The organism is Citrobacter sp. Cpo065, assembly GCF_030332805.1.
Taxonomy (GTDB): domain Bacteria; phylum Pseudomonadota; class Gammaproteobacteria; order Enterobacterales; family Enterobacteriaceae; genus Citrobacter; species Citrobacter portucalensis.
In genome coordinates, this window is sequence record NZ_JAOWHC010000035.1 from 206,210 (window position 1) to 222,109 (window position 15,900).

Sequence of the window (15,900 nt, forward strand, 5' to 3'; positions counted from 1 at the left end):
TGTGCTGACCAGGTCTCGCAGTATGCCTGGCGGCGAGATTATGGCACACTTGCCCGGTTAACTCTCGTTCTCAAACAGGTGCGAAAGACGTGAAAATCCTCGTTGATGAAAATATGCCCTATGCCCGCGAACTGTTCAGTCGTTTGGGGGAGGTCAAAGCGGTTCCCGGTCGTCCGATTCCCGTTGCTGAACTGGATGATGCGGATGCTTTAATGGTGCGCTCGGTGACGAAAGTAAATGAATCACTGCTTGGCGGAAAACCGGTTAAATTTGTCGGTACGGCAACCGCTGGCACAGACCATGTAGATGACGCCTGGCTTGCGCAGGCGGGGATCGGTTTTTCCGCCGCGCCCGGTTGTAACGCAATAGCGGTCGTAGAATATGTTTTTTCAGCGTTGCTGATGCTGGCGGAGCGCGACGGGTTTGCGTTACGCGATCGCACCGTAGGCATTGTGGGTGTGGGCAATGTGGGCGGGCGTTTGCAGGCGCGTCTGGAAGCGCTGGGGATCCGCACGCTGTTGTGCGATCCACCGCGAGCCGATCGCGGTGACGAAGGCAATTTCTGCTCGCTGGATGAACTGGTTGAGCAAGCCGATGTGCTGACTTTCCATACCCCGCTGTTTAAAGACGGGCCGTACAAAACACTGCACATGGCGGATGACGCGCTGATTAGCCGGTTGAAGCCGGGCACCATTCTGATCAACGCCTGCCGTGGGGCGGTCATCGACAATACGGCATTGCTGAACCGATTGAATGCCGGTCAGTCGCTGAGCGTTGTGCTGGATGTCTGGGAAGGAGAGCCGGATCTCAATGTGGCGTTGCTGGAGAAAGCCGATATCGGCACGGCGCACATTGCCGGGTATACCCTCGAAGGAAAAGCGCGTGGCACCACGCAGGTCTTTGAGGCCTATAGTAAGTTTATTGGTCACGAGCAGCACGTTGCGCTCAGTACCCTGTTACCCGCGCCGGAATTTGGTCGTATCACCCTGCATGGCCCGTTAGATCAGCCAACGCTGAAAAGGCTGGTGCATTTAGTGTATGATGTGCGCCGCGATGATGCGCCGCTGCGCAAAGTCGCTGGAATTCCGGGTGAGTTTGATAAACTGCGTAAAAATTACCTTGAGCGTCGTGAATGGTCGTCTTTATATGTGATGTGTGACGACGCAACGGCTGCTGCCTTATTGTGTAAGCTGGGTTTTAACGCTGTTCATCATCCGGCACATTAATGTCTTCTTAATGCTCCCTGTCGAATAATGCGACAGGGACGCTTACGTATTTCTTGGAGTAAATCACCATGTCTGAAGGCTGGAATATTGCCATTCTGGGCGCAACGGGCGCCGTAGGCGAAGCCCTGCTCGATACGCTGGCTGAACGCCAGTTCCCGGTCGGTGAAATTTATGCGCTGGCGCGTAATGAAAGCGCCGGTGAACATCTGCGTTTTAACGGTAAATCGGTCATAGTGCAGGACGTTGCAGACTTTGACTGGACGCAGGCACAGTTGGCATTTTTTGTTGCGGGCGCTGAAGCCACCGCCGCCTGGGTAGAAGAAGCCACTAATGCGGGTTGCCTGGTGATCGACAGCAGCGGTCTGTTCGCGCTTGAGCCAGACGTTCCGCTGGTGGTTCCGGACGTTAACCCGTTCGTGCTGGCGGATTACCGTAACCGCAATGTGATTGCGGTGCCTAACAGTCTGACCAGCCAACTGCTGTCTGCACTGAAACCGTTGATTGATGACGGTGGGCTTTCGCGTATTACGGTGACCAATATTATCTCAGCTTCCGCTCATGGCAAAAAAGCGGTGGATGCGCTGGCCGGACAGAGTGCAAAACTGCTTAACGGTATCCCGATTGACGAAGATGATTTCTTTGGCCGTCAGTTGGCATTCAACATGCTGCCGCTGCTGCCCGATCGTGAAGGTAGCGTGCGTGAAGAACGTCGTATCGTTGATGAAGTGCGCAAAATTATGCAGGATGACGGTCTGCTCATCTCTGCCAGCATCGTGCAGTCCCCGGTATTTTATGGCCACGCGCAGATGGTGAATTTTGAGGCCCTGCGCCCGTTGGCGGCGGAAGAAGCGCGCGATGCGTTTTCACGCGGTGAAGACGTGGTGTTGTCGGAAGAGACCGATTTCCCGACCCAGGTTGGCGATGCATCGGGCACGCCGCACCTTTCTATTGGCTGCGTGCATAATGATTACGGTATGCCAGAGCAGGTTCAGTTCTGGTCTGTGGCGGACAACGTACGCTTTGGCGGCGCGTTAATGGCGGTGAAAATAGCGGAAAAACTGGTGCAGGAGTACCTGTACTAATGTCTGACCAGCAACAGCCGTCAACCCATAAAATTGCGCTGGGCATTGAGTATGACGGCAGCAAATATTATGGCTGGCAGCGCCAGAACGAAGTGCGTAGCGTTCAGGAAAAACTGGAAAAAGCGCTCTCTCAGGTGGCGAATGAACGCATCAATGTTTTTTGTGCAGGACGCACGGATGCGGGCGTTCATGGCACTGGGCAGGTCGTGCATTTTGAAACCACTGCCCAGCGTAAAGATGCGGCCTGGACACTGGGGGTAAATGCGAATTTACCTGGTGACATCGCCGTGCGCTGGGTTAAAGCTGTACCCGATGATTTTCATGCCCGATTTAGCGCCACGGCTCGCCGTTATCGCTACATCATCTACAATCATCGGTTGCGCCCTGCGGTTTTGGGTAAAGGGGTAACCCATTACTATGAACCGCTGGACGCTGAGCGTATGCATCGTGCGGCCCAGTGTCTGATTGGCGAAAATGATTTTACCTCGTTTCGAGCGGTGCAGTGTCAGTCGCGCACGCCGTGGCGAAACGTGATGCACATTAACGTCGAACGTTTCGGTGCATATGTGGTGGTGGATATTAAAGCGAATGCCTTTGTACATCATATGGTCAGGAATATTGTCGGCAGCCTGATGGAAGTTGGCGCCAACAACCAGCCGGAGAGCTGGATAGCAGAACTGTTAGCAGCAAAGGACAGAACGCTGGCAGCGGCAACGGCGAAAGCGGAAGGACTGTATCTGGTTGCGGTAGATTACCCGGACCGGTTCGACCTGCCAAAACCGCCTATGGGCCCGCTATTTCTGGCGGACTAATTTGAGTCGTATAAAGGCAAAACTATGGACCTGATTTACTTTCTTATCGATTTTATCCTGCACATTGATGTGCACCTGGCGGAGCTGGTTGCGGAATACGGTATCTGGGTATACGCCATTCTGTTTCTGATCCTGTTTTGTGAAACCGGGCTGGTGGTGACACCATTCCTGCCAGGGGACTCGCTGCTGTTTGTTGCGGGTGCGCTTTCTGCGCTGCCAACCAACGATCTTAATGTTCATCTGATGGTGGCACTGATGATTGTGGCGGCGATTGTGGGCGATGCGGTGAACTACACGATTGGCCGATTGTTCGGGGAAAAACTTTTCAGTAACCCGAACTCCAAAATTTTCCGCCGCAGCTACCTGGATAAAACCCATGCGTTCTACGAGCGACATGGCGGTAAGACGATTATCCTGGCGCGTTTCGTGCCAATCGTGCGTACATTTGCGCCGTTTGTTGCCGGTATGGGACATATGTCCTACCGTCACTTTGCGATGTATAACGTCGTAGGCGCATTGCTGTGGGTATTGTTGTTCACCTACGCAGGCTACCTGTTCGGCGATCTGCCGATCGTCCAGGAAAACCTGAAATTATTGATTGTGGCGATTATCGTCCTTTCCGTATTGCCGGGGGTGATTGAAGTAATTCGCCATAAGCGTGCTGCGTCACGGGCTGCAAAATAGAAAGTAACTCAGCGGTTCGACCACTTTTTTATCCAAAGTTTCGGGCTGTTATGTTTTAATGTGCAACATTCATGGTCTGTTAGGGGCAAAAATGGCATTATGCGCCCCTTATAACAAAGCTGACTAGGGTTCAGGCAGAAAGGTCACCAATGAGCTGGATTGAACGAATTAAAAGCAACATTACTCCCACCCGCAAGGCAAGCATTCCTGAAGGGGTGTGGACCAAGTGTGATAGCTGCGGTCAGGTTTTATACCGTGCTGAGCTGGAACGTAATCTTGAGGTCTGTCCGAAGTGTGACCATCATATGCGCATGTCGGCGCGCAATCGCCTGCATAGCCTGTTAGATGAAGGTTCTCTTGTGGAACTGGGTAGCGAGCTTGAGCCGAAAGACGTGCTGAAGTTTCGTGACTCCAAAAAATACAAAGACAGACTGGCTTCTGCGCAGAAAGAAACTGGCGAGAAAGATGCGCTGGTGGTGATGAAAGGCACACTTCACGGTATGCCTGTCGTTGCTGCGGCATTCGAGTTCGCGTTTATGGGCGGCTCCATGGGCTCTGTGGTCGGCGCGCGTTTTGTCCGTGCCGTTGAGCAGGCGCTGGAAGACAACTGTCCGCTGATCTGCTTCTCCGCTTCTGGCGGGGCGCGTATGCAGGAAGCGCTGATGTCTTTGATGCAGATGGCGAAAACCTCTGCTGCGCTGGCGAAAATGCAGGAACGCGGTTTACCGTATATTTCTGTACTGACCGACCCAACAATGGGTGGTGTTTCCGCAAGCTTCGCGATGCTGGGCGATCTCAACATTGCAGAACCGAAAGCATTGATCGGCTTCGCTGGTCCGCGTGTTATCGAGCAAACCGTACGTGAGAAACTGCCGCCGGGATTCCAGCGCAGCGAGTTCCTGATTGAAAAAGGCGCTATCGATATGATCGTTCGCCGTCCGGAAATGCGCCTGAAACTGGCAAGCATCCTGGCGAAGCTGATGAATCTTCCTGCGCCGAATCCGGATGAGCCGCGTGAAGGCGAAGTGGTACCTCCGGTTCCCGATCAGGAACCAGAGGCCTGATAGTTTACGCTATGGGTTTCGGGTTGCAGGCAGGCGACAAGAGTGTTAATCCCGATGAACTTACACCGTTAAGTGATTCGGGAGAGCGAGTACAGCCAACACATCTGCAACGTGGAAAACGACGTGTAAAAAAGGGCAGGCCGGTTGGCGCTGCCCTTTTGCTTTTCTCAACGTAAAGAATCTACAGGCATCATGGACAATAAACGTATCCCTCAAGCCGCGTCGCCCCTGGCGTCGTGGCTTTCTTATCTTGAAAACCTGCACAGTAAAACCATCGATCTGGGCCTTGAACGCGTCAGCCAGGTGGCGCGTAAACTGGGTGTGTTGAAACCTGCGCCATTTGTTTTTACGGTGGCAGGAACCAATGGGAAAGGCACAACCTGTCGTACGCTGGAATCTGTGCTGACTGCGGCAGGCTATAAAGTTGGGGTGTACAGTTCGCCTCATCTGGTGCGCTACACGGAACGCGTACGCGTGCAGGGGCGTGAACTGCCGGAATCAGCTCATACCGCCTCGTTTGCTGAGATTGAAGACGCACGTGGTGACATTTCCCTGACTTACTTTGAATACGGTACGTTATCGGCACTCTGGCTGTTTAAACAGGCCCAACTGGATGTTGTTATTCTGGAAGTGGGGTTAGGCGGCCGCCTTGACGCCACCAATATCGTCGATGCCGATGTCGCAGTAGTCACCAGTATTGCGCTTGACCATACTGACTGGCTGGGCCCGGATCGCGAAAGTATTGGTCGTGAGAAGGCAGGAATTTTCCGCGCAGAGAAACCGGCCATCGTCGGCGAACCGGAAATGCCTTACACCATCGCAGATGTCGCTCAGGAGTGCGGGGCGATTTTGCAACGTTGCGGTGTGGACTGGCGCTATGCGGTCACGGAGAACGACTGGTCGTTTACTGATGCTCATGGAACGCTGGCGCACCTGCCGTTGCCGCAGGTGCCACAACCTAACGCTGCAACCGCACTGGCTGCACTGCGCGCAAGCGGTCTTAACGTCAGCGAGCAGGCCATTCGTGACGGTATCGAACAAGCGATTTTACCGGGACGCTTCCAGATTGTGAGCGAGTCGCCGCGGGTGATTTTTGATGTTGCCCATAACCCGCATGCGGCGGAGTATCTGACCGGACGTCTGAAAAAGTTAGTGAAAAGCGGGCGTGTACTTGCGGTTATCGGTATGCTACATGATAAAGATATTGCCGGTACGTTAGCCTGGCTGAAAAGTGTGGTTGACGACTGGTACTGTGCGCCCCTGGAAGGGCCGCGTGGTGCAACGGCAGCACAGCTGCTGGAGCACCTGGGCAAAGGCAACGCTTATGACAGCGTGGCGCAGGCATGGACTGCGGCACTTGCTGAGGCGAAGCCAGAAGATACCGTGTTGGTGTGTGGATCGTTTCACACTGTCGCACATGTCATGGAAGTAATAGACGTGGGGAGAAGCGGTGGCGAGTAAGTTTCAGAACCGATTAGTCGGCACAATTGTGCTGGTCGCGCTCGGGGTAATTGTGCTTCCCGGGCTGCTTGACGGCCAGAAAAAGCATTATCAGGATGAATTTGCAGCGATCCCACTGGTGCCTAAACCCGGCGATCGCGATGAACCAGACATGATGCCTGCAGCAACGCAGGCGCTGCCGACTCAGCCGCCGGAAGGGGCGGCAGAAGAGGTGCGTGCGGGTGATGCTGCCGCGCCATCGTTGGATCCATCACGTTTGACGACGGCAAACAGCGCGGAGTTAGATCCTGTCCCTGCGCCTGTGGAACCACCGAAACCTAAACCGAAACCGCAGCCTGTTGCCGTCGCCCCGACGCCAACACCGGCACCGACTCCAGCGCCGAAACCGGCCGCTGAGGAAGCGCCAGCGCCAACCGGCAAAGCGTACGTTGTACAACTCGGTGCGCTGAAAAACGCGGATAAGGTCAATGAGATCGTGGGTAAACTTCGTGGCGCGGGCTTCCGGGTATATACTTCCCCGTCAACGCCGGTGCAGGGTAAAATAACCCGCATTCTCGTAGGGCCTGACGCCTCCAAAGATAAGCTGAAGAACTCGCTGGGCGAGCTGCAGAAGATCTCTGGTTTGAGCGGGGTGGTGATGGGGTATACCCCTAACTAAGGGATTGCGTTACGTTGCGCTGATGTAGGCCGGACAAGGTGTTTACACCGCCATCCGGCAGTGCCCGAAGAGGCATAAAATCGTATGGCGTTGAAGATTTTTTCAGCGCCATTTTTATTTACGCGTGGAAAGGAAATCCCTACGCAAACGTTTTCTTTTTCTGTTAGAATGCGCCCCGAACAGGACGACAGGGCGTAAAATCGTGGGACACATATGGTCTGGATTGATTACGCCATTATCGCGGTGATTGGTTTTTCCTGTCTGGTTAGCCTGATCCGTGGCTTTGTTCGTGAAGCATTATCGTTGGTGACTTGGGGTTGTGCTTTCTTTGTCGCCAGCCATTACTACACTTACCTGTCTGTCTGGTTTACGGGCTTTGAAGACGAACTGGTTCGAAATGGGATTGCTATCGCGATACTGTTCATCGCGACACTTATCGTCGGCGCTATCGTTAACTTTGTGATAGGCCAACTGGTAGAGAAAACAGGGCTGTCGGGTACCGACAGGGTGTTGGGGATCTGCTTCGGTGCTTTGCGTGGAGCGTTGATCGTCGCCGCCATACTGTTCTTTCTCGATACCTTTACCGGTCTGTCGAAAAGTGAAGACTGGGGTAAGTCGCAGCTGATCCCGCAGTTCAGTTTCATCATCAGATGGTTCTTTGACTATCTGCAAAGCTCGTCAAGTTTCTTGCCCAAAGTATAAACTTTGGGTCGTTGCTGAACGAGGAAAAGACGTATGTGCGGTATTGTCGGTATCGCCGGTGTTATGCCGGTAAACCAGTCGATTTATGACGCGTTAACGGTGCTCCAGCATCGTGGTCAGGATGCTGCGGGCATCATCACCATTGATGCCAACAACTGCTTCCGCTTGCGTAAAGCAAACGGAATGGTGAGCGATATTTTTGAAGCGCGCCATATGCAGCGTTTGCAGGGCAATATGGGCATCGGTCATGTGCGTTACCCAACGGCTGGCAGCTCCAGCGCCTCCGAAGCTCAACCTTTTTACGTCAACTCACCGTATGGCATTACGCTTGCCCACAATGGCAACCTGACCAACGCGCATGAGTTGCGTAAAAAGCTGTTTGAAGAAAAGCGCCGCCACATCAATACCACTTCAGATTCTGAAATTCTGCTGAATATTTTCGCCAGCGAGCTGGATAACTTCCGCCATTACCCGCTGGAAGCCGACAATATTTTTGCTGCCATTGCGGCAACCAACCGCCAGATTCGCGGCGCCTATGCCTGTGTGGCGATGATTATCGGTCACGGTATGGTTGCCTTCCGCGACCCTAACGGTATCCGTCCGCTGGTGATGGGCAAACGCGATATTGGCGATGGCCGTACCGAGTACATGGTGGCGTCTGAGAGCGTAGCGCTGGATACGCTGGGCTTTGAATTCCTGCGCGACGTAGCACCTGGCGAAGCGGTGTACATCACCGAAAAAGGCCAGCTGTTTACCCGTCAGTGTGCCGATAACCCGGTGAGCAATCCATGTCTGTTTGAATACGTTTACTTCGCACGTCCTGACTCCTTTATCGACAAGATTTCCGTCTACAGCGCCCGTGTGAATATGGGGACTAAGCTTGGCGAAAAAATTGCCCGTGAATGGGAAGATCTGGACATCGACGTAGTAATCCCAATCCCGGAAACCTCCTGTGATATCGCGCTGGAAATTGCCCGTATTCTCGGTAAGCCGTACCGCCAGGGGTTTGTGAAAAACCGCTATGTGGGCCGTACCTTTATCATGCCGGGCCAGCAGTTGCGTCGTAAATCTGTGCGCCGTAAGCTGAACGCTAACCGTGCGGAATTCCGTGATAAAAACGTGCTGTTGGTGGATGACTCCATCGTGCGTGGCACCACCTCAGAACAGATTATCGAGATGGCGCGTGAAGCCGGAGCGAAGAAGGTGTATCTGGCCTCTGCCGCCCCGGAAATTCGCTTCCCGAACGTTTATGGCATCGATATGCCTACGGCGACGGAGCTGATTGCGCATGGTCGTGAAGTGGACGAGATTCGCCAGATAATCGGTGCAGATGGTCTGATCTTCCAGGATCTGAACGATCTGATTGAAGCTGTCCGTGCTGAGAACCCGGATATTCAGCAGTTTGAATGTTCAGTGTTTAACGGCGTGTACGTTACCAAAGACGTCGACCAGCAATATCTCGATTTCCTCGACTCCCTGCGTAATGACGATGCCAAAGCGGTATTGCGTCAGAACGAAGCGGAAAACCTTGAGATGCACAACGAAGGTTAATGTTTGCTCGCAAGCAAGGGCGCAATCTGCACCCTTGCTTGCAACTCACCGTAATTTCCTGCAAAGTCGGCCCTGAGCAAGTAAGGGCGATTACACATGAAACGACTCATCATTGGTATTTCTGGTGCAAGCGGGGCAATTTACGGCGTGCGCCTGTTGCAGGTATTGCGTGACGTCACTGATGTGGAAACCCACCTGGTGATGAGTGCCGCTGCCCGACAGACGCTGGCGCTGGAAACGGACCTCTCTGTGCGCGACGTGCAGGCGCTGGCAAATGTGAATCATGATACCCGTGATATCGCCGCCAGTATCTCCTCCGGCTCTTTTCAGACTGCCGGAATGGTTATTCTGCCTTGTTCAATCAAAACGCTTTCTGGCATCGTCCACAGTTACACCGATGGGTTGCTTACCCGTGCGGCGGATGTGGTGTTGAAAGAACGTCGTCCGCTGGTGCTGTGTGTACGCGAAACGCCGCTGCATCTGGGGCATTTGCGATTGATGACGCAGGCGGCAGAAATTGGGGCGGTAATTATGCCACCTGTCCCGGCGTTTTATCATCGTCCGCAAACGCTCGATGATGTGATTAATCAAACGGTTAATCGCGTGCTTGACCAGTTTGATATTACCCTTCCGCAGGACCTGTTCACCCGCTGGCAAGGGGCGTAAGCCGTTCCATCAGCGTGCAAAGAATCATCCGTTGCCCTGTTTCAGGGCAATTTTGTAACCGCGATCATATCCTCAACATTTAATTCGTTAAAACTCAACGAAACGCTGCGGTTCAACCGCCAGACCTGCTATCTTCAAAATCAGGACATTATTGCAACGTTTTATTAACATATTTAACGTCGAATATCCTCATCGACGCGAAAATGGCATAAGACCTGCATGAAAAAGTCTGCAAACACACAACACAACGTAAAACATAATAAAATTACGCCACTTGAGGGTTATGTATGAAGAAGACGGTTCTTGCTTTGTCTTTGCTGGTAGGACTCTCCGCCACCGCGGCCAGCTACGCAGCACTTCCGCAGACGGTTCGTATTGGTACAGATACAACGTACGCTCCTTTTTCCTCTAAAGATGCCAAAGGCGACTTTGTCGGCTTTGATATCGATCTGGGAAATGAGATGTGTAAGCGCATGCAGATCAAATGCACCTGGGTTGCCAGTGACTTTGATGCGCTGATCCCATCGCTGAAAGCGAAAAAAATTGATGCCATCATCTCCTCGCTTTCTATCACCGAAAAGCGTCAGCAAGAGATTGCGTTCTCAGACAAACTTTACGCTGCAGACTCACGTCTGATCGCCGCGAAAGGTTCCCCAATTCAGCCGACTCTGGATTCCCTCAAGGGTAAACACGTTGGCGTCCTGCAAGGCTCTACTCAGGAAGCCTATGCCAATGACAACTGGCGCAGTAAAGGCGTGGACGTGGTGGCCTATGCGAACCAGGACCTCATCTATTCTGACCTGACGGCAGGCCGTCTGGACGCGGCATTGCAAGATGAAGTCGCGGCCAGCGAAGGCTTCCTGAAGCAGCCTGCTGGTAAGGATTACGCTTTTGCCGGTCCGTCGGTGAAAGATAAAAAATACTTTGGTGACGGAACCGGGATTGGCTTGCGCAAAGATGATGCAGAGCTGAAAGCCGCTTTCGACAAAGCGCTGGGCGAACTGCGTAAAGACGGCACCTACGACAAAATGGCGAGCAAATATTTTAATTTTAATGTCTACGGCGATTAATACAGCGGCGTGGGGAATTGACTGCACCATTGCGGGTAACCATTTCGGTGCATAATAAATTCAGTGCACTGTTTTGGTGCTTTTATCGCTGACTTAATAAGCATGAGTGCATACTTAAGCGCTTTTCATGCAAATAAATACCGCCGACAGGGTAGAATGCTTTGCCTTGTCGGCCTGATTAATGGCACGATAACTGCACCTGGTCCTGTAAAGATCCCCTATAAAAGACAGTCTGTTGAGGATAGTTATGAAAAAACTGGTGTTGTCTCTTTCTCTGGTTCTGGCTTTCTCCAGTGCTACCGCAGCATTTGCAGCCATTCCGCAAAAAATTCGTATCGGTACCGATCCTACTTATGCGCCGTTCGAATCGAAGAATGCGCAGGGTGAATTAGTCGGTTTTGATATCGATCTGGCTAAAGAGCTGTGCAAACGTATCAATACGCAATGTACCTTCGTGGAAAACCCGCTGGACGCGCTGATCCCTTCGCTAAAAGCGAAGAAAATCGATGCCATCATGTCCTCGCTTTCCATTACTGAAAAACGTCAGCAGGAAATCGCATTTACCGACAAGCTTTATGCAGCCGATTCGCGTCTGGTTGTCGCTAAAGATTCTGCTATTCAGCCGACCATTGAGTCGCTGAAAGGCAAACGTGTTGGTGTGCTGCAGGGCACTACCCAGGAAACGTTCGGCAACGAACACTGGGCGCCAAAAGGTATTGAGATTGTCTCTTATCAGGGGCAGGACAATATCTATTCTGACCTGACTGCCGGGCGTATTGACGCCGCGTTCCAGGATGAAGTCGCGGCTAGCGAAGGCTTCCTGAAACAGCCAGTCGGTAAAGATTACAAATTCGGCGGCCCGTCTGTGAAAGACGAGAAGTTGTTCGGCGTGGGTACCGGTATGGGGCTGCGCAAAGACGATAACGAACTGCGCGAAGCGCTGAATAAAGCCTTTGCCGAAATGCGAGCTGACGGTACTTACGAGAAGCTGGCGAAAAAGTACTTCGATTTTGATGTTTACGGCGGTTAATTACCGCAGGTGCTGATAAAGCCCGTAGATTTTTGACGCGTTGAATTTATGCCCGATGGCACCGCGCTTATCCGGCCTACGGTGATTTTGTAGGCCGGATAAGGCAAGGCCGCCATCCGGCATTTAACGGTTAGTCTGAAATCAAAAGAGGCTTACTACTCCACCACACACGACAGGACAGGCAGCATGTTGTATGGCTTTTCAGGTGTTATTTTACAGGGCGCAATTGTTACGCTGGAGCTGGCACTCAGCTCGGTGGTACTGGCGGTTCTGATAGGTCTTGTCGGCGCAGCAGCAAAGCTGTCGCAAAGCCGGGCAATGGGGCTTATTTTCGAAGGGTACACAACGCTAATCCGCGGCGTGCCCGATCTGGTCTTAATGCTGCTCATCTTCTACGGATTACAAATCGCGCTGAATACCATTACCGATGCCATCGGTATCGGCCAGATTGATATTGATCCGATGGTTGCGGGCATTATCACCCTAGGATTCATCTACGGCGCCTACTTTACCGAAACTTTTCGCGGTGCGTTTATGGCTGTACCAAAAGGCCATATTGAAGCCGCGACGGCGTTTGGCTTTACCAGCTCACAAATATTTCGTCGCATTATGTTCCCGGCGATGATGCGTTATGCCTTACCGGGAATCGGCAATAACTGGCAGGTTATTCTTAAGGCTACGGCGCTGGTATCGTTGCTTGGACTTGAAGACGTGGTGAAAGCGACTCAGCTTGCCGGGAAGAGTACCTGGGAGCCGTTCTATTTTGCCGTCGTGTGCGGGGTCATCTATCTGGTGTTTACCACTGTTTCTAATGGTGTGCTGCTGTACCTTGAGCGCCGCTATTCCGTGGGTGTGAAGAGGGCTGACCTGTGATCGAGATTATTCAGGAATACTGGAAGTCCCTGCTGTGGACCGACGGATATCGCTACACTGGCGTCGCTATCACCCTGTGGCTTTTGATTTCGTCAGTAGTGATGGGCGGAATACTGGCACTCTTTTTGGCGATTGGTCGCGTTTCCAGTAATAAATTTATCCAGTTTCCCATCTGGCTGTTCACCTATATTTTTCGTGGGACGCCGCTGTACGTTCAGCTACTGGTGTTTTATTCCGGGATGTATACGCTGGAAATAGTTAAAGGCACGGACTTCCTCAACGCGTTTTTCCGCAGCGGGCTGAATTGCACCGTGCTGGCGCTGACGCTGAATACCTGCGCCTATACCACGGAGATTTTCGCCGGGGCTATCCGTTCCGTGCCTCACGGTGAGATTGAGGCTGCGCGCGCATACGGTTTCTCGTCATTCAAACTGTATCGCTGCATTATTTTACCTTCCGCGCTGCGTATTGCGCTGCCGGCATACAGCAATGAAGTCATTTTAATGCTGCACTCCACGGCGCTGGCATTTACGGCCACGGTGCCAGATTTGTTGAAAATCGCTCGCGATATCAACTCGGCAACATATCAGCCGTTTACCGCCTTCGGTATTGCCGCTGTGCTGTATTTGATTATTTCGTATGTCCTGATCAGTCTGTTCCGTAAAGCGGAAAAACGCTGGTTGCAGCATGTATCCTCTAAATGATTCGAGTAACACGATGTCTGAAAATAAATTAAACGTTATCGATTTACATAAGCACTACGGCGAACATGAAGTGCTGAAAGGGGTATCGCTGCAGGCCAACGCGGGTGATGTTATCAGCATTATTGGCTCGTCAGGTTCCGGTAAAAGTACCTTCCTGCGCTGCATTAACTTTCTCGAGAAACCGAGTGCCGGGTCGATTGTCGTCAGCGGTCAGAACATTGGTCTGGTGCGCGACAAAGACGGCCAGTTGAAGGTTGCGGACAAAAATCAGCTACGCCTGCTGCGTACGCGTCTGACGATGGTCTTTCAGCACTTTAATCTGTGGAGCCACATGACAGTGCTGGAAAACGTCATGGAAGCGCCGATTCAGGTGTTGGGGCTGAGCAAGCAGGAAGCTCGCGACCGTGCGGTGAAGTATCTGGCTAAAGTGGGCATTGATGAGCGCGCACAGGGCAAATATCCGGTGCACCTGTCCGGTGGTCAGCAGCAGCGTGTTTCCATTGCCCGTGCACTGGCGATGGAACCTGAAGTGTTATTGTTTGATGAACCTACGTCAGCGCTTGATCCTGAGCTGGTGGGTGAAGTGCTGCGCATTATGCAACAGCTGGCTGAAGAGGGGAAAACCATGGTGGTGGTGACCCACGAAATGGGGTTTGCCCGTCATGTTTCCACGCACGTGATTTTCCTGCATCAGGGGAAAATTGAGGAAGAGGGTGACCCGGAGCAGGTATTTGGTAATCCGCAAAGCCCGCGTTTGCAGCAGTTTCTTAAAGGATCGCTGAAGTAAGTCAACAGCCCGGAGACGCTACGCTTTCCGGGCTTACAATTTTAGCGCGTCGCGCTCCAGCCGAAACACCCAGTCGTCGTAGGCGATGCCGTCAATCTCATACGCCTTTTCCAGTACCTGCGTACGTACAAAGCCTGTCTTTTCCAGAATACGGATTGAACCCTTATTATCCGCCAGCGCGTATGCGTTTATCGCCGTCACACCTGCATGCTCGAAGGCATACTGGCACACCGCATGGACGGCTTCACTGGCAATACCTTTCCCCTGAGCCTGTGGCATGATGGCGTAGCCCAGGTCGGCTTCCTGCGGGTAAAGATGGCTGATTTGCAGACCAATATCGCCAAGTGGCGTCGGGCTGTTATGCTCGCGGATGACGAAAGTGTGCTGTGCGGCCAGACGTCTGGCGAATAACAGCCGCGTATCTTTCGCCGGGGCGATGTTGCCCATATAGCGCATGACTTCAGGACATTCACGGAGTTTCTGGAAAAATGACCAGTCAGAAAATTGAAACAAAGAGAGGGTAAGTCGGGGAGTCGATATTATCGCCATAACGTCGCCATTGCGGAAATCTGGTCTATAACCTTACCACCACAACGGCGACTGTGAATAGCGCTTAGGGGTTATCGGATGACATCCGCCAGCGCTTCTTCTAAATCGTACCAGCGAAACGTAAAACCGGAAGCTTCCAGGCGTTTGGGCAATGCGCGTTGTCCACCAAGGACCAGTACTGACGATTCCCCCATCAGCAGTCGCATAGCGGTGGCGGGAACGCGCAGAATGGCAGGGCGGTTCAGAGCGTGACCCAGCGCGTGGGCAAACTGCTCATTGTGCACCGGGTATGGCGAAACCATATTGAAGGGACCGCGTAGATCGTTATTCAGCAGCCAGATAATTCCGTTGACCATATCATCAACATGGATCCAGGCCATATACTGGCGTCCGTTACCGATCGGGCCGCCTAAGCCAAGACGAAACGGCGGGACCATTTTTGCCAGAATGCCGCCTGCTGAGGCCAGTACCACGCCGGTACGCAGCATACACACTCGGGTTTTGTCGCTTTGCGCAGTGCTGGCAATTTGCTCCCAGCGGGCACACAGCTTGTGGGTAAATTCGTTATGCGGCGGCTCTTCTTCAGTGACTACAACTTCGCCTAAATCGCCGTAGTAACCGGTAGCGGAACCGGAGATTAACACTGAGGGCGGCGTCTCGCTCGCATTGATTAAATCGACCAGTTTCTGCGTAATGCCCCAACGGCTCTGGCACAAGCGTTCCTTTTGCTGTGCGCTCCAGCGCTTATCTGCAATAGGCTCTCCGGCAAGGTTAATCACGGCATCAATATTATTGAGATGTTGCCGCTCTTCCAGTCCTTTCCATAACGTGACCCGAGAGTCGAGAATCTGACGAGCCTTATCAGGGGTACGTGTCACTACGATTATCTGATGCCCCAGTTCCAGCAGGCAGGGGATCAGATGACGTCCAATCAGGCCAGTACCGCCGGTAATCAGAATCTGCATGTCGCCTCCCGGGTTA

Annotated in this window: 17 protein-coding genes; 15 read left to right on the forward strand and 2 right to left on the reverse strand. The window is 52.7% G+C overall.

The window, feature by feature from the left end:
* Positions 1-89 precede the first annotated feature (89 nt).
* The 15 genes from pdxB (at position 90) to hisP (ending at position 14,370) form a co-directional block, all read left to right on the forward strand.
* The gene (gene pdxB / locus OGY68_RS21545; RefSeq protein WP_032944094.1) at positions 90-1,226 is read left to right on the forward strand and encodes a 4-phosphoerythronate dehydrogenase PdxB; all 1,137 of its coding nucleotides are present in this window, start codon (positions 90-92) and stop codon (positions 1,224-1,226) included.
* A gap of 68 nt (positions 1,227-1,294) precedes the next feature.
* Positions 1,295-2,308 (forward strand): aspartate-semialdehyde dehydrogenase, encoded by a 1,014-nt coding sequence (locus tag OGY68_RS21550; RefSeq protein ID WP_008785360.1) that lies wholly within the window; start codon positions 1,295-1,297, stop codon positions 2,306-2,308.
* Positions 2,308-3,120 (forward strand): tRNA pseudouridine(38-40) synthase TruA, encoded by an 813-nt coding sequence (gene truA / locus OGY68_RS21555; protein WP_003028142.1) that lies wholly within the window; start codon positions 2,308-2,310, stop codon positions 3,118-3,120. The genes OGY68_RS21550 and truA overlap by 1 nt, the downstream gene beginning before the upstream one ends.
* A gap of 24 nt (positions 3,121-3,144) precedes the next feature.
* Positions 3,145-3,804: a DedA family protein gene (locus tag OGY68_RS21560; RefSeq protein ID WP_003028140.1), complete on the forward strand. Its 660-nt coding sequence runs from the start codon at positions 3,145-3,147 to the stop codon at positions 3,802-3,804.
* Positions 3,805-3,953: 149 nt separating this feature from the next.
* On the forward strand, positions 3,954-4,868 hold the full coding sequence (gene accD, locus OGY68_RS21565) for an acetyl-CoA carboxylase, carboxyltransferase subunit beta (RefSeq protein ID WP_003834797.1): 915 nt from the start codon (positions 3,954-3,956) through the stop codon (positions 4,866-4,868).
* 192 nt (positions 4,869-5,060) lie between these two features.
* Positions 5,061-6,329, forward strand: a complete 1,269-nt coding sequence (gene folC / locus OGY68_RS21570; protein ID WP_057067945.1) for a bifunctional tetrahydrofolate synthase/dihydrofolate synthase — start codon at positions 5,061-5,063, stop codon at positions 6,327-6,329.
* The gene (gene dedD, locus OGY68_RS21575; RefSeq protein WP_003834793.1) at positions 6,319-6,987 is read left to right on the forward strand and encodes a cell division protein DedD; all 669 of its coding nucleotides are present in this window, start codon (positions 6,319-6,321) and stop codon (positions 6,985-6,987) included. Before folC ends, dedD begins: the two co-directional genes overlap by 11 nt.
* Before the next feature lie 213 nt (positions 6,988-7,200).
* Positions 7,201-7,689 (forward strand): colicin V production protein, encoded by a 489-nt coding sequence (gene cvpA, locus OGY68_RS21580; protein ID WP_003028129.1) that lies wholly within the window; start codon positions 7,201-7,203, stop codon positions 7,687-7,689.
* Between the two features lie 33 nt (positions 7,690-7,722).
* Complete coding sequence (gene purF, locus OGY68_RS21585; RefSeq protein ID WP_003028127.1) at positions 7,723-9,240, forward strand: amidophosphoribosyltransferase; 1,518 nt, start codon at positions 7,723-7,725, stop codon at positions 9,238-9,240.
* Between the two features lie 96 nt (positions 9,241-9,336).
* Positions 9,337-9,906 carry a UbiX family flavin prenyltransferase gene (locus OGY68_RS21590; protein WP_003028125.1) on the forward strand — a complete coding sequence of 190 codons (570 nt, stop codon included), beginning with the start codon at positions 9,337-9,339 and terminating at the stop codon, positions 9,904-9,906.
* Positions 9,907-10,193: 287 nt separating this feature from the next.
* Entirely contained in the window at positions 10,194-10,976 is a 783-nt protein-coding gene (argT, locus tag OGY68_RS21595; RefSeq protein ID WP_006683634.1) for a lysine/arginine/ornithine ABC transporter substrate-binding protein ArgT, read from the forward strand.
* Between the two features lie 247 nt (positions 10,977-11,223).
* Complete coding sequence (gene hisJ, locus OGY68_RS21600) at positions 11,224-12,006, forward strand: histidine ABC transporter substrate-binding protein HisJ (protein WP_003028120.1); 783 nt, start codon at positions 11,224-11,226, stop codon at positions 12,004-12,006.
* 186 nt (positions 12,007-12,192) lie between these two features.
* A complete protein-coding gene (locus OGY68_RS21605; protein WP_003028118.1) occupies positions 12,193-12,879 on the forward strand; it encodes a histidine ABC transporter permease HisQ in 687 nt (228 codons plus the stop codon).
* Positions 12,876-13,583, forward strand: a complete 708-nt coding sequence (hisM, locus tag OGY68_RS21610; RefSeq protein WP_003028116.1) for a histidine ABC transporter permease HisM — start codon at positions 12,876-12,878, stop codon at positions 13,581-13,583. The genes OGY68_RS21605 and hisM overlap by 4 nt, the downstream gene beginning before the upstream one ends.
* Before the next feature lie 13 nt (positions 13,584-13,596).
* Positions 13,597-14,370 (forward strand): histidine ABC transporter ATP-binding protein HisP, encoded by a 774-nt coding sequence (gene hisP, locus OGY68_RS21615; protein WP_003028114.1) that lies wholly within the window; start codon positions 13,597-13,599, stop codon positions 14,368-14,370.
* 33 nt (positions 14,371-14,403) lie between these two features.
* Here the strand turns inward: hisP and OGY68_RS21620 are convergent, their stop codons facing one another.
* Both OGY68_RS21620 and OGY68_RS21625 read right to left on the reverse strand, forming a co-directional pair.
* Positions 14,404-14,919, reverse strand: coding sequence for a GNAT family N-acetyltransferase (locus OGY68_RS21620; RefSeq protein ID WP_071941297.1), 516 nt, complete (start codon positions 14,917-14,919; stop codon positions 14,404-14,406).
* 71 nt (positions 14,920-14,990) lie between these two features.
* Positions 14,991-15,884, reverse strand: coding sequence for a TIGR01777 family oxidoreductase (locus OGY68_RS21625; RefSeq protein ID WP_003834782.1), 894 nt, complete (start codon positions 15,882-15,884; stop codon positions 14,991-14,993).
* Positions 15,885-15,900 lie beyond the last annotated feature (16 nt).

Excerpts from the sequence above, each read along its gene's own strand:
- cvpA (WP_003028129.1), top strand. The coding sequence starts at position 7,201 with ATGGTCTGGATTGATTACGCCATTATCGCGGTGATTGGTTTTTCCTGT.
- OGY68_RS21620 (WP_071941297.1), bottom strand. The coding sequence starts at position 14,919 with ATGGCGATAATATCGACTCCCCGACTTACCCTCTCTTTGTTTCAATTT.
- folC (WP_057067945.1), top strand. The coding sequence starts at position 5,061 with ATGGACAATAAACGTATCCCTCAAGCCGCGTCGCCCCTGGCGTCGTGG.
- purF (WP_003028127.1), top strand. The coding sequence starts at position 7,723 with ATGTGCGGTATTGTCGGTATCGCCGGTGTTATGCCGGTAAACCAGTCG.
- accD (WP_003834797.1), top strand. The coding sequence starts at position 3,954 with ATGAGCTGGATTGAACGAATTAAAAGCAACATTACTCCCACCCGCAAG.
- OGY68_RS21590 (WP_003028125.1), top strand. The coding sequence starts at position 9,337 with ATGAAACGACTCATCATTGGTATTTCTGGTGCAAGCGGGGCAATTTAC.
- OGY68_RS21625 (WP_003834782.1), bottom strand. The coding sequence starts at position 15,884 with ATGCAGATTCTGATTACCGGCGGTACTGGCCTGATTGGACGTCATCTG.
- truA (WP_003028142.1), top strand. The coding sequence starts at position 2,308 with ATGTCTGACCAGCAACAGCCGTCAACCCATAAAATTGCGCTGGGCATT.
- OGY68_RS21560 (WP_003028140.1), top strand. The coding sequence starts at position 3,145 with ATGGACCTGATTTACTTTCTTATCGATTTTATCCTGCACATTGATGTG.
- OGY68_RS21550 (WP_008785360.1), top strand. The coding sequence starts at position 1,295 with ATGTCTGAAGGCTGGAATATTGCCATTCTGGGCGCAACGGGCGCCGTA.
- hisP (WP_003028114.1), top strand. The coding sequence starts at position 13,597 with ATGTCTGAAAATAAATTAAACGTTATCGATTTACATAAGCACTACGGC.
- argT (WP_006683634.1), top strand. The coding sequence starts at position 10,194 with ATGAAGAAGACGGTTCTTGCTTTGTCTTTGCTGGTAGGACTCTCCGCC.
- hisJ (WP_003028120.1), top strand. The coding sequence starts at position 11,224 with ATGAAAAAACTGGTGTTGTCTCTTTCTCTGGTTCTGGCTTTCTCCAGT.
- OGY68_RS21605 (WP_003028118.1), top strand. The coding sequence starts at position 12,193 with ATGTTGTATGGCTTTTCAGGTGTTATTTTACAGGGCGCAATTGTTACG.